Here is a 15,597-nt window from a genome sequence, read left to right on the forward strand (position 1 = left end):
CTCTGCGGGCCTGAAAAGGGGCATTAGCTGCCAGTTCGCGCTAGGGGCGGGGGTTGTTGTGGTTCCGCCACGACGTGGCTGTAGCCCGCGCGCACCATGTCTGCCAGGACGGAAACGTCAACGTCTTCGAGCTTGTTCACGTAGAGGCAGGCAGCGCCCGTCTTGTGCTTGCCGAGCTTGGGCAGCAGATATTCGGCGTCGGGCCCTGAGCGCAGCCCATACAGCGCCAGGTTGGCCTTCCGCGGCGAGAAGCCCACAGCGGGGGAATCGCCCTCGCGGCCGCTCCCGTACTTGTAGTGGTGCCTTCCAAAACCAACGATGCTTGGACCCCACATAACTGCCTCCTGACCGGTGATGCCGCGCATGAGGTCTAACAAGGCGAAACCATCGGCGCGCCGCACGGGATGTTCCACAGCAGCCAGGAAGTCTTCGACGGAACGGTCAGTGGGCATGGTCTTGTTCTCTGACATCCCTGTAGTCTCGCAGAGCCTGCGCACCGGGCCCTTCTCGCAAGTGGATGTCTTCACCGACGTGCCCTCCCTCGGCAACCCACTTGCGTCGTCGTCGACGCCGAAACTAAAGCTCGACGTCGAACGACTCGCCTTCGTTGCACCGGCGCAGGTACCGTGCTGGCCGGGCGGGAATTCGGTGATGTGCATCCAGGGAACGGTGCGGCTATAGCGGGGGAATAAAGGGCACAGGCGCGCAGTTTGGAAGTATAGATGCAAACGCATGTACTCTGGTTTGAAGCCTTCGAACCGTCGAGCAAGAGGAGATTGCCATGGAGACCCGCCGCATAACCGTTCTTTCCGCCGGACTGGGCGTCCCGTCGTCGAGCCGTCTGCTTGCAGACCAACTCGCCGCCGCGGCCAAGCGCCAGCTGGGCGACGCCGGATTCGAGGTGCGGGTGGACATCATCGAACTCCGGGACTTGGCCGTGGATATCGCCAACAACTTCGTCACCGGCTATGCTGCGCCGCGCCTCGCCGAGGTGATCGCCGGCATCGAAGATTCCGATGGAATCATTGCCGTGACGCCGGTCTTCAGTGCTTCCTACAGCGGGCTGTTCAAGTCCTTCATTGACGTCCTGGACCCGAAGTCCCTGGACGGCAAGGCAGTTCTCCTTGGCGCTACGGGAGGCACTGACCGGCACCAAATGGTGCTCGACTACGCCATGCGTCCGCTCTTCACCTACCTGCGGACGCGGATGACCCAGACGTCCGTCTTCGCCGGACCGCAGGATTGGGGAAACACCGACGACGGCGAGTCGCCGCTTTCGGTCCGAGTGGACCGGGCCGCCGGCGAGCTCGCCCGGCTTTTGAGCGGGGAGCAGCCGCACCGCAAGGCGGAGCCGATGGAGTCCTTGCCTTTTGAGCAGCTCCTCGCCGGGATCACGGCGGGACGCTAGGCGGGCCGGGGCTCACCGCAACAGGGATCAGTCGTCCAGCAGCTCGATGAACTCGCGGGCCTGCTTCATGCTGATGTCGGAATGCTTTGTCAGGGCCAAGGCCGCGGCTTCGACGTCGCCGCTCTTGGCCAAGGTGCGGATCCTCCCGTAGATCTCGTCGTTGAGCATGTTGCTGCTCACCTCGCGCGTGACGTCGCCCTTGCTGGCAATGGCTCGGTATCGATAGGGGAAACGTTCCGGCTCGTCGTCGTCGGGAATGAGGCCCTGCGGGGCGGCCTCAGGCTTACGAAAGGGCTGTGGATGCGATGCAAGGGCGCCGACGGCGTCCCGGGAGGCGCGCAGGCCCTCTCCGGTGGCGCTGAGGTACAGCTTGATGGCCGCCATGGCCTGACCCTGGGCGATGAGGGAATATAGCTGCCGGTGTTGATCCTCGCTGAGCTTCGCAGCAGCCTCGCGGGCCAACTCGGCTGGGTCTACGGCCGCTTTGTCCGTGGCATCAGTTCCGCGAAGTTCCGCGGAGCGGCGGGAGAGTATGCGGCTGACCAACAGCACGCCGACGACGACGGCCGCCAGGATCAAGACCGGAACGAGTAGGGATGACATGCGCTAAAGCCGATCTATATAGTTCTTGGCGGTCAACAAATCCGAGTGGGTTTCGTGGCGGAGAAGCTTGATGGCCTGGATCTTCTGCCCGCTGCGGACCATGCCTTGCAATTGCAGCGCGAACTGTGGATTCAATTGTCCGTTGGGCAGGATGGAACTGTTGTAGCCTGCCTGGCCGACCCCTGAGCCGGTCCCAAGCTGCGCCTGGAGAGTGGCCCGGGACTGGCTGTCCTGCTGGGACTGTTGCTGTGCATTCTGGCTTGGCCTCGTGGACGCATCGATGCGGGCCCGAGCCGCTGTTGCCGCTTGCACTTGGGCGGCCTGGTGGGCTGCCGAGCGGGCGGCAAGCTCCCGTTGGTAGCGTTCCGCATCGGACAACCCTGTGTTGCGCGGCTTGAACGCCGCCGTCAGGCCCCAAATCAAGGCCACGAGGATGACAACCGGCATTGCAACCAGCAGCGCATCCCCCACAGTGAAACCCATACTTAGAGCTTATGTCAGAACGCAGTTATCCACAGTACATTCCTGTTTCGGCATAGCTTCTGAGAGTCGACTGTCAAATTTTGAAGACGATTGTGTGGAGCATCACATTGTTGGCATATTTATGCCACTCCGGGTCTTTGTGCGGGCCCGAGGGTGGGGATTGCTTGAATTCGCCTGTGGATGAGTGGTGAACGAAAATAGTTTTGATCCACATGGCGTAAAGAACGTTTGCCCAGCTCAGAAGCTTATTTCCAGGAAAAGAATTTCTCTTTCCACAGGGTCATGCACAGGCTGTGCACAAGTAGGGATACGTATTCCACACTTTATCCACAAGCTCGGCTTGGTGCCTCGCAAAAGCAGGGCTAACGTGGCTGAGTACCTGCTTTAGGTACTTGGAAAACCCCTGTTTCTCGTGTGCGGTGCCTTGGTGCCGCCCGTTAGCAGCATGCTCGCGGACCCGTCTGTGGATAAGTTGTGGAAATCTCGGGGAAATCCCAAATTGTCGGTGCCCTACGGAACAGTTTGGACCAGCCGGCTTACACCGGGCGGCCAGACCAATCCATACCGGGGCGTTGGCCTACCGCACCGCCGGGAACAGTTATCTGCCGCGGTACACAATGGAGGACGGCTTGTCAGTTACGCACTTGGATTCGATCGAGGGCGGCCGGACATCGGACGCCAGCCGCAAACCTCCTCAGGACATCCCCGCCGAGCAGTCGGTTCTTGGCGGCATGATGCTCTCCAAGGACGCCATCGCCGATGTCGTTGAAATCGTCCGCGGCCACGACTTCTACCGTCCAGCCCACGAGACCATCTACGAGTCCATCATCGACCTCTACGGCCGTGGTGAACCCGCCGATGCCGTCACGGTGTCCGATGAGCTGACAAAGCGCGGCGAGATCAACAGGATCGGCGGCCCCGCGTATCTGCATGAGCTCATCCAGACCGTGCCCACAGCGGCGAACGCTGGCTACTACGCCGAGATCGTCGCTGAACGCGCCGTCCTGCGCCGCCTCGTCAACGCTGGCACCAAGATCGTCCAGATGGGCTACGGCCAGGATGGAGAGGTAGAAGACCTGGTCAACCAGGCCCAGGCCGAGATCTACGCCGTGGCCGAACGCCGAACCGCGGAAGACTACGTGGCGCTCAAAGACGTCATGGAATCCACCGTTGACGAGATCGAGGCATCCGGCCACCGGGGGGAAGGCATGACAGGTGTCCCCACCGGGTTCTACGAACTCGACGAGCTCACCCACGGCCTGCACCCGGGCCAGATGATCGTCATCGCCGCACGCCCCGCCGTCGGTAAATCCACGTTCGCGCTCGACTTCGCTCGCTCTGCTGCGATCAAGCACAACCTTGCCACCGTGATGTTCTCCCTGGAAATGGGCCGGAACGAAATCGCGATGCGTCTATTGTCCGCGGAGGCCACCATCGGCCTTCAGGACCTCCGCAAGGGCACGATCAAGGATGAGCAGTGGTCCAAGATTGCGACCACAATGGGCCGAATGAACGATGCCCCGCTGTTCATCGACGACAGCCCCAACATGTCCCTGATGGAGATCAGGGCAAAGTGCCGTCGCCTCAAGCAGCAGCACGACCTCAAACTGGTGATCCTCGACTACCTCCAGCTCATGAGCTCCGGCAAGAAGGTGGAGTCCCGCCAGCAGGAAGTCTCCGAATTTTCGCGTGCCCTCAAACTTCTCGCCAAGGAACTCCAAGTCCCTGTCATCGCTCTCTCCCAGCTGAACCGTGGTTCGGAACAGCGGCAGGACAAGCGGCCCATGGTCTCGGACCTTCGAGAATCAGGATCCATCGAGCAGGATGCCGACATGGTCATCCTGCTTCACCGCGAAGACGTCTACGACAAGGAATCTCCCCGTGCCGGCGAAGCCGACATCCTCATCGCCAAGCACCGTAACGGCCCCACTAAGGACATCGTGGTTGCCTTTCAGGGCCACTACTCCCGGTTCGCGAACATGGCGGGCGAGACCGGCGGCGGGTTCTAAATAGCTCTCGGCTCGAAGGTGAGGACCCTTCGCCCGGCTCGGGCTTGTCCGGTCCGTGCACTACAGTGCATTGATCGTGATGCTCTTGTGGATCGCTGACCAGGTTGATTTGAGTGTGTCGAGGGTCGGGCAAATTGCTTCGACCTCGATGGTCACCGCCGGCTTGCTGAACGTCCGGATAGCCGTGAAGTCGTAGGTGTTCCCTGACTGAAAGCTGACAGACAGCATGGCCACATCGCGGATTCCGGAAGCACCGTAGCTTAGGGTGGTGTCCTTGGCGCTTGCGACGAGGTCCTTCTCTCCCGGGGCGAGGATGGAGAGAACCTTCAGGGTCGATTCCCTATCGTCCCCGGCGACCAGCTCGGAGGGCTGATTGCGCATCTGGGTCGTCCTGACTTTGCATTGAGTGTTCTGCGAGGTGAATGTCGTTACCCCATCTGGCGCGACAGTGCTGTTGTCGGTCTGCCATCCGGACGTCGGATCCCCGAGGGAGGTGCCGATGTCGGGAGTGTGTCCACCGTTTTCGTCCCCCAGAATCCTGTTTCCGTTGTCCCAAGAGAGATCCTCCGTGCTCGGGTCAAGCCTTGACGCCGCAGGTCCGGACGGGCTGACTGGAGCCGGAGCGCCGCTAGCGCACCCCCCGAGCGCTGCGGCGACGATGACGGCTGACAAAAGTGTTGATATTGGCCTGTGGAATGGACTCGGGATTTTCATGGGTAGCCTTCGGCATCGGTGGGACCCTCATGGTCGCGCAGCGCCTACCCGCCAGTCAGCAAGTGGTCCGGCAGCCGGTTTCCCGGAGCCCGTCCGCGGATCTCGAGCAGCTCGCGGGCGTGCGCGTGCAGGCGCCGGTCCTCGTCGGTTTTCGGGACCCATGGCGGGATCGGAACGGACGTTCCGCTCTCGTCCCTTGCCACCATAACTGTCAGGCAGTAGGTAGTGAGGTTCATCTCGCGGCTCTTCGGGTTTCCTGAGCGCACGTGCACGGCAATATGCATGCCCTTGTTGCCGGTGTAAACCAGCCGGGCTTCGACTTCCACTACATCGCCGATCAAGAGGGGACGGTAGAAGCGCACGCCGCCGGAGAACACGGCCACGGTGTCCTTGCCGCTGTAACGGGAAGCGCAGACATAGGCGGCCTCGTCAATCCACTTCATGACGATGCCGCCGTGGACCTTCCCGCCCCAGTTCACGTCGGTGGGGGCTGCCATGAAGCGCAGGACCACGCGCTCGGCCGTGCCGGCGTCGGTATATTCCTGGGCGTTCATGGCTTCGACGATCTTCTCCCGCACGGCGATCCGCGCGAGGGTGTTGTCGCGCTGCTCCGTCTCCTCCGGCGTCGACGGCTCAAACTGGGGGACCGGAACCGGGCGACCGTCGGAACCGACTGCAACGAAGATCACCAAACACTGGCTGCTCATCGTGGCGGCCCCGCCCTTGGGGTCGCCAGAGGTCACGATGGTCCGGATATGCATGGAAGAGCGGCCCGTGTAGACGATGGTGGCTTCCACCTCAACCATGTCGCCGCTGTTCACGGGATCGGCGAAATGGATGTTGCCGACGTACGCCGTGACGCAGTAGGACTTCGCCCAGCCAACAGCTGCTGCATAAGCAGCCTTGTCCACCCACTCAAGGACTGTGCCGGCGTCGACGGATCCGCTGTGTCCGACGTCGGTGGGGGAAGCAAGGAACCGCAAGGTGACGGAGTGGGAGGGGAGCTCGCTCATGACGTGAGTGTATCGACGGCGGGTCTGGTGATGCGCTGTATGACGTCAAATCGATCTGGGACGCGCAAACGGACTGGCGACGCCCGGATACGAGAGTCGCCAGCCCGTTCAGGTGTCGCCGGCGTGGAAGCGAACGCGATACTAGGCGAGGACGCCCAGCCTGGAACCCTTCCGACCGAAGACCGCGGCGTCTACCGAGATCCGACCGGCGCCGGTCAGTGCAACTGCAGCCGCTGCGGCGGCGAGGGCCAGGACCAATTCGTAGCCGCCCTTGTCTGCGAATAGGCCGGCGGGGGCGTGGACCAGGAACAGGGCGCCGAGCATGTCCAGCGCAAGGAGTGCAGCGAAGACGCGGGCCAGAACACCGGCGATGAGAGCGATGCCGCCGACCAGCTCAAGGGTAGCGACGATCGGGGCCACCATGTCTGCGGCCGGGACGCCCATCTTGCCGAAAGCGGCTTGGGTGCCGGTAATGGTGAATTCGTTGAATTTCTGCCAGCCATGCGCGGCGAAGATGAAGCCGACGATGACGCGCAGGACGGTAAGGGCTGTGTTGGTCAGGGTGGACTTGTTCATGTGATTGCATCGTTTCCGGGTAGCGGTTGGCTGTCTCGAAGCCTGCGGCGAATGCCGATTTGTTGAAGCTTCAAGTCAAGTTTCGCGAACTTTGCTTGAAGTGTCAAAAAGCGCGACCGGGGTGCATCTCGGCACGAGACACAGAGGCGCGGGAATCCGAACCCCTCTCCTGCGCCCGGCAGCCGTCTTGGCTGTGAGCATGCTCCTTCAGGCAGGTGTTAGGTAACAACCAACATTAGTCAAGGCAGGCAGGGTCAGTGCATTCTGAAATTTGTGAAATGTGCCCAAAATCCGGCGAAGTGAGCCATGGCTGCATCGCAGGTTCTTGACAAGTGTTCACTTACACAGAACACTGATGTCAGTTGATTCCTCCCCTTCCACCAAGAAAGGTACCCACCGTGTCCCTGGAGAACATCCACGTCGTAATTGTCACCGCCGACTTTTTCGAGGAGTCCGAAGTGATCTATCCGTTGTACAGACTTCGAGAAGCCGGGGCCACCGTCACGCTCGCGGGTCCCCAAGGTGGGCCGTTGGCGGGTAAATCCGGTCTTCGCTCTCTGGCCGCGGACAAGAGCTTCGAGGAACTGGAGGCGGGTTCTTTTGATGCCGTACTGATTCCGGGCGGCTTTGCGCCGGACATTGTCCGGCGGTCCGAGCCCGTGCTCCGGTTCCTATGCAGCATGAACGCCTCCGGCAAACCCATCGGCATGATTTGCCACGGGGGATGGGTGGGCATTTCCGCCGGAATAGTTGCCGGTCGAAGCCTGACCAGCGTTCCGTCCATCCGGATTGACCTGGAAAACGCGGGCGCGACTTGGATCGATCAGGGCGTTGTGGAGGACGGAAGCCTGGTGACAGCACGAGTGCCGGACGACATGGGCGCCTGGATGAAGGCATTCGTCGGCCTTTTGGAAAGGACCACGGGAAAATGACTGACGTAACGCTCCAGCGCCCGGATGGAGAGCTTGACTCCCTCCAGGAGAGTTATCCGGTGCGGGTCATCGAACGCCGTGACGTGGCCGAGGACACCATTTCCCTGGCCCTGAAGCGAATCGATGGTCTCGACTTCCCCGCGTGGGATCCGGGTGCCCACATCGATGTGGTCCTGGGGACGGACGGCAACGGCGAAGCTCTCAGCCGCCAATACTCCCTGTGGGGGGATCCGGGGAACAGATCCGTCTGGCGAATTGCCATACTGAAGGATCCCAAGAGCCGAGGCGGGTCAGTAAAGGTTCATGAGACTCTGGCCGAGGGCGTCCGTTTAACCGTCAAGGGACCCCGCAATCATTTTCCATTGGAACCTGCCGGGGAGTATGTCTTCTTCGCGGGCGGAATCGGGATCACTCCCATTCTCCCTATGGTGCGTGCCGTCGCGGCGAAGGGTCAGCCGTGGCGACTGTATTTCTTGGCCCGGAACAGGGCCCGGCTCGCCCTCCTGGACGAGATCGCATTGCTGCCCCACGGCCGGGTTGTGTTGCACTGCGACGAAGAGGCCGGACTGATCGATCTTCCGTCCATCACAGGGGAGCTGGGTCCAGATGCCGACGTGTATGCCTGCGGCCCGGGCCCCCTGTTGGATGCTTTGGAGAACCTCTCGGCACTTGGTCCCTGGACATTCCACTGTGAGCGGTTCGCCGCCCCGGCCAGCATGCCAGGTTCCGATGAGCGTCCCTTCGACGTGGTCATGTTCAAGTCCGGCAGAACGGTTCACGTTCCGGTGGGGGTGTCCTGCCTTAAGGTGTTGCGCGACAACGGCGCCGACGTGGACTGGTCCTGCGGCGAGGGCGTCTGCGGGACATGCGAAACAGAGGTGGTGGAGGGCACGCCCGACCATCGAGATGCAGTGCTGACTCCCCAGGAGCGCGGGGCTAACGAAACCATGATGCCTTGTGTCTCACGTTCAAAGTCGGCCCGTATCATCCTGAACATCTGACGGTATGTCCTCGTTCGAAAGAGTAATTCGAGAGAGTAATGAGCCGGGAGGCTGACAGGAATGTCTTGTCAGCCTCCCGGCTCATCGTCGTCTTCAGATCCCCCACAAGGATTCAAGCCGCGTCCCTGCAGCGAAGAGACTCCCCTCTTGACCCGGGAAACCAACGAATTGGTGTCCAAGCGGCATGCCCGACTGCCCGCGTGCGCCCGGCACCACGACTGTTGGGAGACCCAGTGCTTGCCATGGCCGGCTCAGCAGTGGATTTCCCGTCGATTCCAATCCAACGGGGGCGTGCGACTGTGCGGCAGGTGCAAGGACCAGCGCGCCTTGAAGCTCGGACCTTAACCAGGATTTCAGCTCCCGGATCGACTTCAGAGCCGAGATGTACGCGCGTTCCTCAATCGTCCTGCCGCGCCTAAAGAGCAAACGCAGCGGCTCGCTGAGTGACTCAGAATGCTGGGCCTCTTCCGAGCGAAGCCGCACGCTCTCATACGCCATGACGGTCATGTGGGCATCCACCAACTCTTCGGCCTGAACATCAAAGTTCAGCCCGCGCACTTCCAGACCTGATCTTTCCAGCATCTCGCCCGCGGATTCTAGAGTCGATGCCATGTCATCCGCTACTTCGAACGAAGAGCCGGGTTGCCACATCCGAACTTGTAGCGGTGCTGCCTGGACCGGGGCAGGGCCCCGGCCTACCCTGTCGACGACCCTGAGATCCTCAATCCCGGCCGTGAAAAATCCCACGGCGTCCAGAGTGCTGCTCAAGCCGGTAATGCCGGCGTGAGGATAGTCTCCAGGGGCTGTCACATGGGCCGCCACCCCGCAGTACGCGGCCGGCCGGGCAACTGATGCCGCAGTTTGAGAGCCGAGGGCAAGGGGCACCATGCCGGCTGCAACGGCCGCAGCGGACCCGGATGAGGACCCTCCGGGTGTATGACGGGCGTCGTTTGGGTTTGAGGTGGGCCCCGGACTGAAGTATGCGAATTCAGTCGTCACGGTCTTTCCCATGACAATTGCCCCGAGGGTCCGCAGTTTCCGGACCAACGAGGCGTCCGAAGCTGCCACATGGTGTTGACGGAGGATGGAGCCGCACCGCGTCGGTAATCCGGCGACATCGATAATGTCTTTGACTCCGATGGGGACCCCGTGGAGGGGCTTCCTTTCGGAAGGCGGAATCCGGTCCAGTGCGGCGGCATCCCTCAATGCGCCGTCAGCGTCCACCATCACCCATGCCGAGACCACGTCTTCGACTTCATGAATCCGGTCCAGCGACTTACCCACGGCGTCCGTTGCCGATACCTGGCCCGACTGTAGCTGGTCTATCAAACCAAGCAATGGCCACGGTCCAAATACATTCACTGCGAGCTCCTTCCGGCGACCCTGGAGACCACCATTGCCTCGAGACCTGTAGTTCAGGAATTGCTCGAGTGGATTCTCTCAGAGAACGCCCGTTGACATATGTTCTGTGTAATAGAACACTATATGAGAGCAGTCATTCCCGACAGACCCTAAACGAGAAGGAGACCACCATGCGCAGCCCCATACCCGTCGAGGCGTTCGATGCAAGTTGCGGAGACATCAACGAAGTAGTCGCCTTCCCTCCGGAGGCATTCACCTCACCCGAGTTCCACGAGTTTGAAATGGACGCCGTGTTCGGCCACGAATGGCTGTGCATTGGGCGCGCGACGGACATCCCGAACAAAGGTGACTACTTCACCGTTGACGCTCTGGATGAACAGCTTCTGATCGTCCGTCAGAGTGACGGAACCATTCGCGCGCAATCCAATGTCTGCCGCCACCGTGCCATGAAGCTGGCCGATGGGCAGGGAAACGCCCGACGGTTCAAGTGCGACTACCACTCGTGGGTCTACGGGCTGGACGGGGTCCTGCAATCTGCCCCGGATCTCAATGACAACCCCTGCTTCGTCAAGTCTGAGGTTCAACTCCCGGAGATCCGCTCCGAGGTCTGGGAAAACTTCATCTTTGTCACCTTTGACCCGGACATCCCGCCGTTGAAGGAACGGCTGTCGGCCCTCGCCAAGTACCTCACTAACTGGGGCATCCCCCACTTGAAGTCTGCAACGCCGCAGGAATTCTTCCCCGTCGATGTGAACTGGAAGATTTTCGGAGACGAGTGCTACCACTGCGCACATCTGCACTCCAAGAGCTGGTGCCCGATGTACGACACCGCCTCCGAACGCATCGACTACGACTCTCCGGTCAACGAACCGGAAAAGGGCGTCATTGCCTACGACCTGATCAGTCTGGAGAAGGATCTCTCACCTACAAGGACGGGCAAGAACCTTCAGCCGGTGCTCCCGGATCTGACAGATGACGAGCGTCGGCGCCTTATCTATGTCACGGTTGCCCCGAATCTGCTCTTGATCGCCATGCCGGACAAAGTGAAGTACTTCATGTGGCTACCGACAGGACCCACGACGTCGGTGTTCTCGGCCACGTGGATGTATCCCGAATCCACGCTTCAGAAGCCAGGCTTCGAAGAGGAGTGGAAGATGGAGGTTGAGGACCTCAAAGAAGTCATGGAGGAGGACGTCTACGCGTGGACATCAGTCCAGAAAGGGATGTTCTCCAGGAACGCCCCGCGGGGACGCTACGCACCCAGCGAGGTAGTTCTGGTCCGTTTGAATGAATGGCTTGTCGAAAAGTACCGTGCGGCCGACGCGAAGGCCCGCAATGCCCAGACTGTTCAGGACGCTGATCTGGCTCCAGCCCCGGTGAGTGCCGGGGTCTGAACTCCGGCATGGCCGCTGGCCGCAACGGACCCGCTAAGAATTCACGACATCGCAGCAGGTGGCGTATTGCGTCAGCCTTCCGTGCCCGGCCACCGAGGCAGGGCACCAGGATCCATTCAAGAATCGTTAGGAATGAGACAACTTCATGGCACCCAAAAGAATAGTAGTTACGGGCGGATCAGGGCGTGTGGGGCGCTATGTACTGGCAGAATTGGCGTCGAACTTCGAAGTGGTCAACGCTGATCTTTCTCCGGCGGATAGCGGCCCCAAGGGGGGAGCGGTATCCGATGTGGAATATGTCGCCACCGATGTCATGGACCTCGACGCCGTCAGATCCGCCCTTAAAGGCGCCGACGCGGTAATTCACCTGGCCGCCATCGACTACGACTGGAACGCCGCTCCGGAGAAATACATTCGCGTCAACACGCTGGGCACATGGAATGTGTTGCAGGCGGCACAAGAGCACGGCTTGGAGAAAGTGGTCCTTTGCTCCAGCATTTCAGCTTGCGGCCTTTCGGAAATGCGATCCGATTGGACCCCCCAGTACCTTCAAGTCGACGAAGAACATGAGATCAGGCCGGTCCAGGCATATAGCCTCAGCAAACAAATCATGGAGAACATGGGCCAAGCCGTTTCACGGGGCAGCGATGTCTCCGTCATCTGCATCCGACCGATGGCTGTCGTTCTGGAGGAGTCACTCGAGGACTTCATCCAGTTCATTGACGACCCCGATCTTAAGTGGCTCTTCTACTACATCGAGGCCGCCGATCTGGCGCGGGCCTTCCGGGCAGCCGTTGAAGTTGAAGATATCAAGTTCGGAACGTTCTTCATCAGCGCTGATGACACTTGCCATCCTGAGCCGACCCTGGAATGGTACAGGCGCTTGTTCCACGAGGAACCTGCGGAAACCGCTAGCAGTCGGGGGGTTTTCGACATCAATGCGCGGGCCTCGATATTTTCCTCGAAAGCGGCAAAAGAACGACTTCGTTGGAAGCCCACCACCAATTTCCTCGAGCTTCGCGAAAGAGGCGGGTTCTCCGTTCCTCTGTCCGTGGATTCAAAGAGTTAGGCGCCCTGCGAGAGATGAATGAAAGAGAAACCATGCCCGATGTAGTCCGCCCCGGTGCCGTCGCCTGGACCGGCGACAATCCCTTCATATACCTGAAGACCGACCCGGACGGTACATGGTCGTCCCTGTCAGTCTATTTCCGCATCGCGGCATCGAGATTTGGCCCCGGAAAGGTGAGCGTTGTTGTCGAAAACCCCTACGAAGCCCGGGAACCGGCTACCCGTCTGGTTCTGACCGACAATCTAGACCTTGCCAGGTTCCTCATCAAAGATTTCGTGTCGAAATTCGTCCTCTTCCGGCCTTCCGAGGTCATGGATGACCTCGAGTACCTCGAAGGAGCGGCGTTTACCCAGTCCCTCGATGGCCACGACTGGACGGAACGCGCAACGGTCGGCCCGCGAAGTATCGAAATGACGTGGCGAGGACTCTCGGAGCCCTTCGCGGTCGACGTTCCCGCACCCGAATCGGGGACCGGGTCCCATGAAATGTTTGCGGTCTTCAGGATCGCTGATGCAGGGGAAGTCATTGTGGATGGTCGCCGGCTACCGGGGTCGACCGTCGAGCGTGACTTCCTCAACGGGCCCGGCCAGTCCGCAGGAATGGCCATCTCCGAGACCTGGGTTGAACAACCGTGAACGTCAACGACCTGAGGGCAGCAACCGCCATCATGGCCGTAGAACCACGCTGGACAGGAATGACCACGCTGGAGACCGTCCTTCCGGAGGCAAAACGGCGGAAGTGGCTACTCCATGCCGGCCCGCCATTTAGCTCTTGGGCCGAGGTCCCGGAACCGCTAAGAAATTCGGCGATGCAGGCATGTCAGCTTGAAGGCTGGGCGGACTCGGAGGACGAGTCCCTCAGACTGCTCTCGGACGGAGACATCACACTCGAACCCGCTCAGAACCACGACTGCGTGGTTCCCTTGGCGGGAGTCATCTCGCCTGGGATGGCGCTGCATGTTGTCGAAGACGGGACCAACGCAGGCTCCCGCAGCTATGCCGCCGTCAATGAAGGAATGCAGCACTGCCTCAGACTGGGCATTAGGGACCCCCACCTCACCGCACACCACACCTGGCTCAACAGCACACTTGCTCTGTGGCTCACCGCGGTACTACGCGAAACAGGACCGGTGGACCTCCTGCCACTGATGAGGAACTCCTTGGAGCTCGGTGACGATGGGCATAACCGCACGATTGCAGGCAGCCGGCTTGTTACCGAGAGGCTGCTCTCCAGCGCTACGGGTGAGACTCCGCCGGGAATCAGGGACTTCCTTGATTCCTGTCCGGCCTTTGCATTAAACCTGTGGATGGCGGCCGCAGCGCTGTGCCTCAGAGCTGCCGAGGGAATCCCGAAGACATCGTCGATTACCCGGGCGGGCGGGAATGGAGTTTCGTTCGGAATCCAAATAGGCGCCAAACCAGGAGTCTGGTTTAGTTGCGCAGCAGAGCCTCCTCGCGGACCCCGCGAACGAAACTACGATGGACTCAAAGTCCTCGGGGCCATCGGAGACAGCGCGGTCGTGGACTTCTTTGGCATGGGCGGGGGCGCGCTCGGCCACGCGCCGGACACCGTGACGGCGCTGTCAGACTATGCGCCCTTCAATGCGCTCAGCCGTCCGCAATCCGTGATGACGGCACAACATACAGCCTTGCCGATCCGGACGGGGGTCTCTTGTGATTCCGTGCTGAATGCAGGATTGGCGCCCATCGTTCTCCTCGGGATGATTGAAGCCTGCGGACTCGAAGGACGAATCGGCGGCGGAGCATACGAACCATCTCTTCAACTATTCAAAGCAGCCGCGATTTCGGAAGAATCCGTCTGAACAACGAACCGGACCGTGTTCGGGCTGCACCGTAGGGTGCCGCCCGAACACGGCCTTCCGCTGTCATCAAATACCGAACGAGTACCACATAATGGATGGTGACAACTTACATTCCAAAAGCGGAGGTACCGACTGTGGCAACGACGGCGGAATCCAAGGAACGCAGCGCCACGGAAGCCTCCCGCCTGGCTGTCGGAACCAGAATCCGTTCTGCACGTACCGAGCGAGGGACCTCGCTGCGCGAGCTGGCCAGAAGGCTTGGCGTCTCGGCCGGACACATTTCTCAAGTGGAGCGGGGCATGGTGGCGCCTTCGATCAGCCTCCTGTATTCCATCGCATCGGAGTTGTCACTGTCCATGGATACTCTCTTCGGCGAGGACAGAACAGGCCCGGGGGAGTATGAAGGAATTGAAAAGAGTCCCGGCGAAGAAAGGTTCATTACCCGCTCGGCCGAACGCCGGAAGATCGACTTGGACACCGGCGTCCGCTGGGAACTCTTGACTCCCACGCCACATGAAGTCGTCGATTTCCGGGAGATCGTTTATGCCCCCGGGGGCGGATCTTCCAAGCCCGGAGAGTTCATTCGCCACAGCGGACGTGAATACGGCTTAGTCCTTGAAGGCGTGCTTCATGTTCAGCTTGAATTCGAGGACTTCATGCTGGGACCAGGCGACTCCATAGCCTTTGACTCCAGAGTCCCCCACAGGCTCTGGAATGAGAATGACAAGACCTCGGCGCGAGCGGTGTGGTGCACCTATTCCGAACCGGTTGATTCCTGATTTGACGTGCTGATAGCACGTCCTTTGCGTCGCCCCTGCTCCGAAGGGCAATTTGGCGCGCCCGAACGCGCCGCGCCCAAGCCGGCAATGATGAAGTGCCCGGATCGTGTGGCCTCGTTCCGCACCGCGATGCCAGATCCTTCTTCAACCGACCACAACCGCTCCCGTGGCCGAGTTGAAGTGTTTTCTTAAATCAAACGTTTTGTGAGACTTCGGAGTCGGTGAAATCCACCCGACGCGAAGCCTAACGCGATGCATCCTTCATGGGCACGCGAGAAAACCCTGCAACAAAGCGGCAAAAGCCCACCTCACGTTATGGGCGCGGGGTGTCTGGGAGCTAATTTCCCTAAGAAATTTTCATGTGACTCTTGACACGCTGTATTCTGTGATCGAACATTGAATCTATCCCGGGCGAACAGGGCATCGAAAGAG

At 60.5% G+C, this 15,597-nt stretch carries 17 protein-coding genes; 10 read left to right on the forward strand and 7 right to left on the reverse strand.

What is annotated here, in order from left to right; genetic code table 11:
* Nucleotides 1-23: 23 nt before the first annotated feature.
* Entirely contained in the window at nt 24-470 is a 447-nt protein-coding gene (locus tag ABD884_RS23490) for a DUF1801 domain-containing protein (protein WP_345052893.1), read from the reverse strand.
* Here ABD884_RS23490 and ABD884_RS23495 point away from each other — a divergent pair.
* Together ABD884_RS23495 and ABD884_RS23500 are read left to right on the forward strand one after the other, a co-directional pair.
* On the forward strand, nt 451-681 hold the full coding sequence (locus ABD884_RS23495) for a hypothetical protein (RefSeq protein WP_345052896.1): 231 nt from the start codon (nt 451-453) through the stop codon (nt 679-681). The genes ABD884_RS23490 and ABD884_RS23495 overlap by 20 nt on opposite strands.
* A 100-nt stretch (nt 682-781) precedes the next feature.
* The gene (locus ABD884_RS23500) at nt 782-1,408 is read left to right on the forward strand and encodes an FMN reductase (RefSeq protein WP_345052903.1); all 627 of its coding nucleotides are present in this window, start codon (nt 782-784) and stop codon (nt 1,406-1,408) included.
* A 27-nt stretch (nt 1,409-1,435) separates the two neighbouring features.
* Here ABD884_RS23500 and ABD884_RS23505 read toward each other — a convergent pair whose 3' ends face one another.
* Together ABD884_RS23505 and ABD884_RS23510 are read right to left on the reverse strand one after the other, a co-directional pair.
* Complete coding sequence (locus ABD884_RS23505) at nt 1,436-2,011, reverse strand: hypothetical protein (protein ID WP_345052907.1); 576 nt, start codon at nt 2,009-2,011, stop codon at nt 1,436-1,438.
* A gap of 3 nt (nt 2,012-2,014) precedes the next feature.
* Entirely contained in the window at nt 2,015-2,494 is a 480-nt protein-coding gene (locus tag ABD884_RS23510) for a hypothetical protein (protein ID WP_345052914.1), read from the reverse strand.
* A 629-nt stretch (nt 2,495-3,123) separates the two neighbouring features.
* Between ABD884_RS23510 and dnaB the strand changes: the two genes are divergently transcribed.
* Complete coding sequence (dnaB, locus tag ABD884_RS23515; RefSeq protein WP_345052920.1) at nt 3,124-4,503, forward strand: replicative DNA helicase; 1,380 nt, start codon at nt 3,124-3,126, stop codon at nt 4,501-4,503.
* A 60-nt stretch (nt 4,504-4,563) separates the two neighbouring features.
* Here the strand turns inward: dnaB and ABD884_RS23520 are convergent, their stop codons facing one another.
* The 3 genes from ABD884_RS23520 to ABD884_RS23530 form a co-directional block, all read right to left on the reverse strand.
* The gene (locus ABD884_RS23520; protein ID WP_345052923.1) at nt 4,564-5,217 is read right to left on the reverse strand and encodes a hypothetical protein; all 654 of its coding nucleotides are present in this window, start codon (nt 5,215-5,217) and stop codon (nt 4,564-4,566) included.
* Between the two features lie 44 nt (nt 5,218-5,261).
* Nucleotides 5,262-6,230, reverse strand: a complete 969-nt coding sequence (locus ABD884_RS23525; protein ID WP_345052929.1) for an acyl-CoA thioesterase — start codon at nt 6,228-6,230, stop codon at nt 5,262-5,264.
* 141 nt (nt 6,231-6,371) lie between these two features.
* Entirely contained in the window at nt 6,372-6,806 is a 435-nt protein-coding gene (locus ABD884_RS23530) for a DoxX family protein (protein ID WP_345052934.1), read from the reverse strand.
* Nucleotides 6,807-7,204: 398 nt separating this feature from the next.
* On the opposite strand from ABD884_RS23530, the gene ABD884_RS23535 reads away from it, so the two are divergent.
* Nucleotides 7,205-7,738 carry a type 1 glutamine amidotransferase domain-containing protein gene (locus tag ABD884_RS23535; protein WP_345052939.1) on the forward strand — a complete coding sequence of 178 codons (534 nt, stop codon included), beginning with the start codon at nt 7,205-7,207 and terminating at the stop codon, nt 7,736-7,738.
* The gene (locus tag ABD884_RS23540) at nt 7,735-8,739 is read left to right on the forward strand and encodes a PDR/VanB family oxidoreductase (RefSeq protein WP_345052945.1); all 1,005 of its coding nucleotides are present in this window, start codon (nt 7,735-7,737) and stop codon (nt 8,737-8,739) included. The genes ABD884_RS23535 and ABD884_RS23540 overlap by 4 nt, the downstream gene beginning before the upstream one ends.
* A gap of 93 nt (nt 8,740-8,832) precedes the next feature.
* Here the strand turns inward: ABD884_RS23540 and ABD884_RS23545 are convergent, their stop codons facing one another.
* On the reverse strand, nt 8,833-10,101 hold the full coding sequence (locus tag ABD884_RS23545; RefSeq protein WP_345052949.1) for an amidase: 1,269 nt from the start codon (nt 10,099-10,101) through the stop codon (nt 8,833-8,835).
* Nucleotides 10,102-10,271: 170 nt separating this feature from the next.
* On the opposite strand from ABD884_RS23545, the gene ABD884_RS23550 reads away from it, so the two are divergent.
* The 5 genes from ABD884_RS23550 (at nt 10,272) to ABD884_RS23570 (ending at nt 15,165) form a co-directional block, all read left to right on the forward strand.
* Nucleotides 10,272-11,495: an aromatic ring-hydroxylating oxygenase subunit alpha gene (locus ABD884_RS23550; RefSeq protein WP_345052952.1), complete on the forward strand. Its 1,224-nt coding sequence runs from the start codon at nt 10,272-10,274 to the stop codon at nt 11,493-11,495.
* A 145-nt stretch (nt 11,496-11,640) separates the two neighbouring features.
* Entirely contained in the window at nt 11,641-12,564 is a 924-nt protein-coding gene (locus ABD884_RS23555) for an NAD-dependent epimerase/dehydratase family protein (protein WP_345052957.1), read from the forward strand.
* 14 nt (nt 12,565-12,578) lie between these two features.
* On the forward strand, nt 12,579-13,199 hold the full coding sequence (locus tag ABD884_RS23560) for a hypothetical protein (RefSeq protein ID WP_345052962.1): 621 nt from the start codon (nt 12,579-12,581) through the stop codon (nt 13,197-13,199).
* Nucleotides 13,196-14,386: an oxamate carbamoyltransferase subunit AllG family protein gene (locus ABD884_RS23565; RefSeq protein WP_345052969.1), complete on the forward strand. Its 1,191-nt coding sequence runs from the start codon at nt 13,196-13,198 to the stop codon at nt 14,384-14,386. The genes ABD884_RS23560 and ABD884_RS23565 overlap by 4 nt, the downstream gene beginning before the upstream one ends.
* A 95-nt stretch (nt 14,387-14,481) precedes the next feature.
* The gene (locus ABD884_RS23570) at nt 14,482-15,165 is read left to right on the forward strand and encodes a cupin domain-containing protein (protein ID WP_345052976.1); all 684 of its coding nucleotides are present in this window, start codon (nt 14,482-14,484) and stop codon (nt 15,163-15,165) included.
* Nucleotides 15,166-15,597: the final 432 nt, after the last annotated feature.

This window comes from Arthrobacter methylotrophus (genome assembly GCF_039539965.1).
GTDB lineage: Bacteria > Actinomycetota > Actinomycetes > Actinomycetales > Micrococcaceae > Arthrobacter > Arthrobacter methylotrophus.

Coding starts and splice junctions, on each gene's coding strand:
- ABD884_RS23510 (WP_345052914.1), bottom strand. CDS start 2,494: ATGGGTTTCACTGTGGGGGATGCGCTGCTGGTTGCAATGCCGGTTGTC.
- ABD884_RS23550 (WP_345052952.1), top strand. CDS start 10,272: ATGCGCAGCCCCATACCCGTCGAGGCGTTCGATGCAAGTTGCGGAGAC.
- ABD884_RS23555 (WP_345052957.1), top strand. CDS start 11,641: ATGGCACCCAAAAGAATAGTAGTTACGGGCGGATCAGGGCGTGTGGGG.
- ABD884_RS23530 (WP_345052934.1), bottom strand. CDS start 6,806: ATGAACAAGTCCACCCTGACCAACACAGCCCTTACCGTCCTGCGCGTC.
- ABD884_RS23505 (WP_345052907.1), bottom strand. CDS start 2,011: ATGTCATCCCTACTCGTTCCGGTCTTGATCCTGGCGGCCGTCGTCGTC.
- ABD884_RS23495 (WP_345052896.1), top strand. CDS start 451: ATGGTCTTGTTCTCTGACATCCCTGTAGTCTCGCAGAGCCTGCGCACC.
- ABD884_RS23525 (WP_345052929.1), bottom strand. CDS start 6,230: ATGAGCGAGCTCCCCTCCCACTCCGTCACCTTGCGGTTCCTTGCTTCC.
- ABD884_RS23570 (WP_345052976.1), top strand. CDS start 14,482: ATGGTGACAACTTACATTCCAAAAGCGGAGGTACCGACTGTGGCAACG.
- ABD884_RS23540 (WP_345052945.1), top strand. CDS start 7,735: ATGACTGACGTAACGCTCCAGCGCCCGGATGGAGAGCTTGACTCCCTC.
- ABD884_RS23560 (WP_345052962.1), top strand. CDS start 12,579: ATGAATGAAAGAGAAACCATGCCCGATGTAGTCCGCCCCGGTGCCGTC.
- ABD884_RS23500 (WP_345052903.1), top strand. CDS start 782: ATGGAGACCCGCCGCATAACCGTTCTTTCCGCCGGACTGGGCGTCCCG.
- ABD884_RS23490 (WP_345052893.1), bottom strand. CDS start 470: ATGTCAGAGAACAAGACCATGCCCACTGACCGTTCCGTCGAAGACTTC.
- ABD884_RS23520 (WP_345052923.1), bottom strand. CDS start 5,217: ATGAAAATCCCGAGTCCATTCCACAGGCCAATATCAACACTTTTGTCA.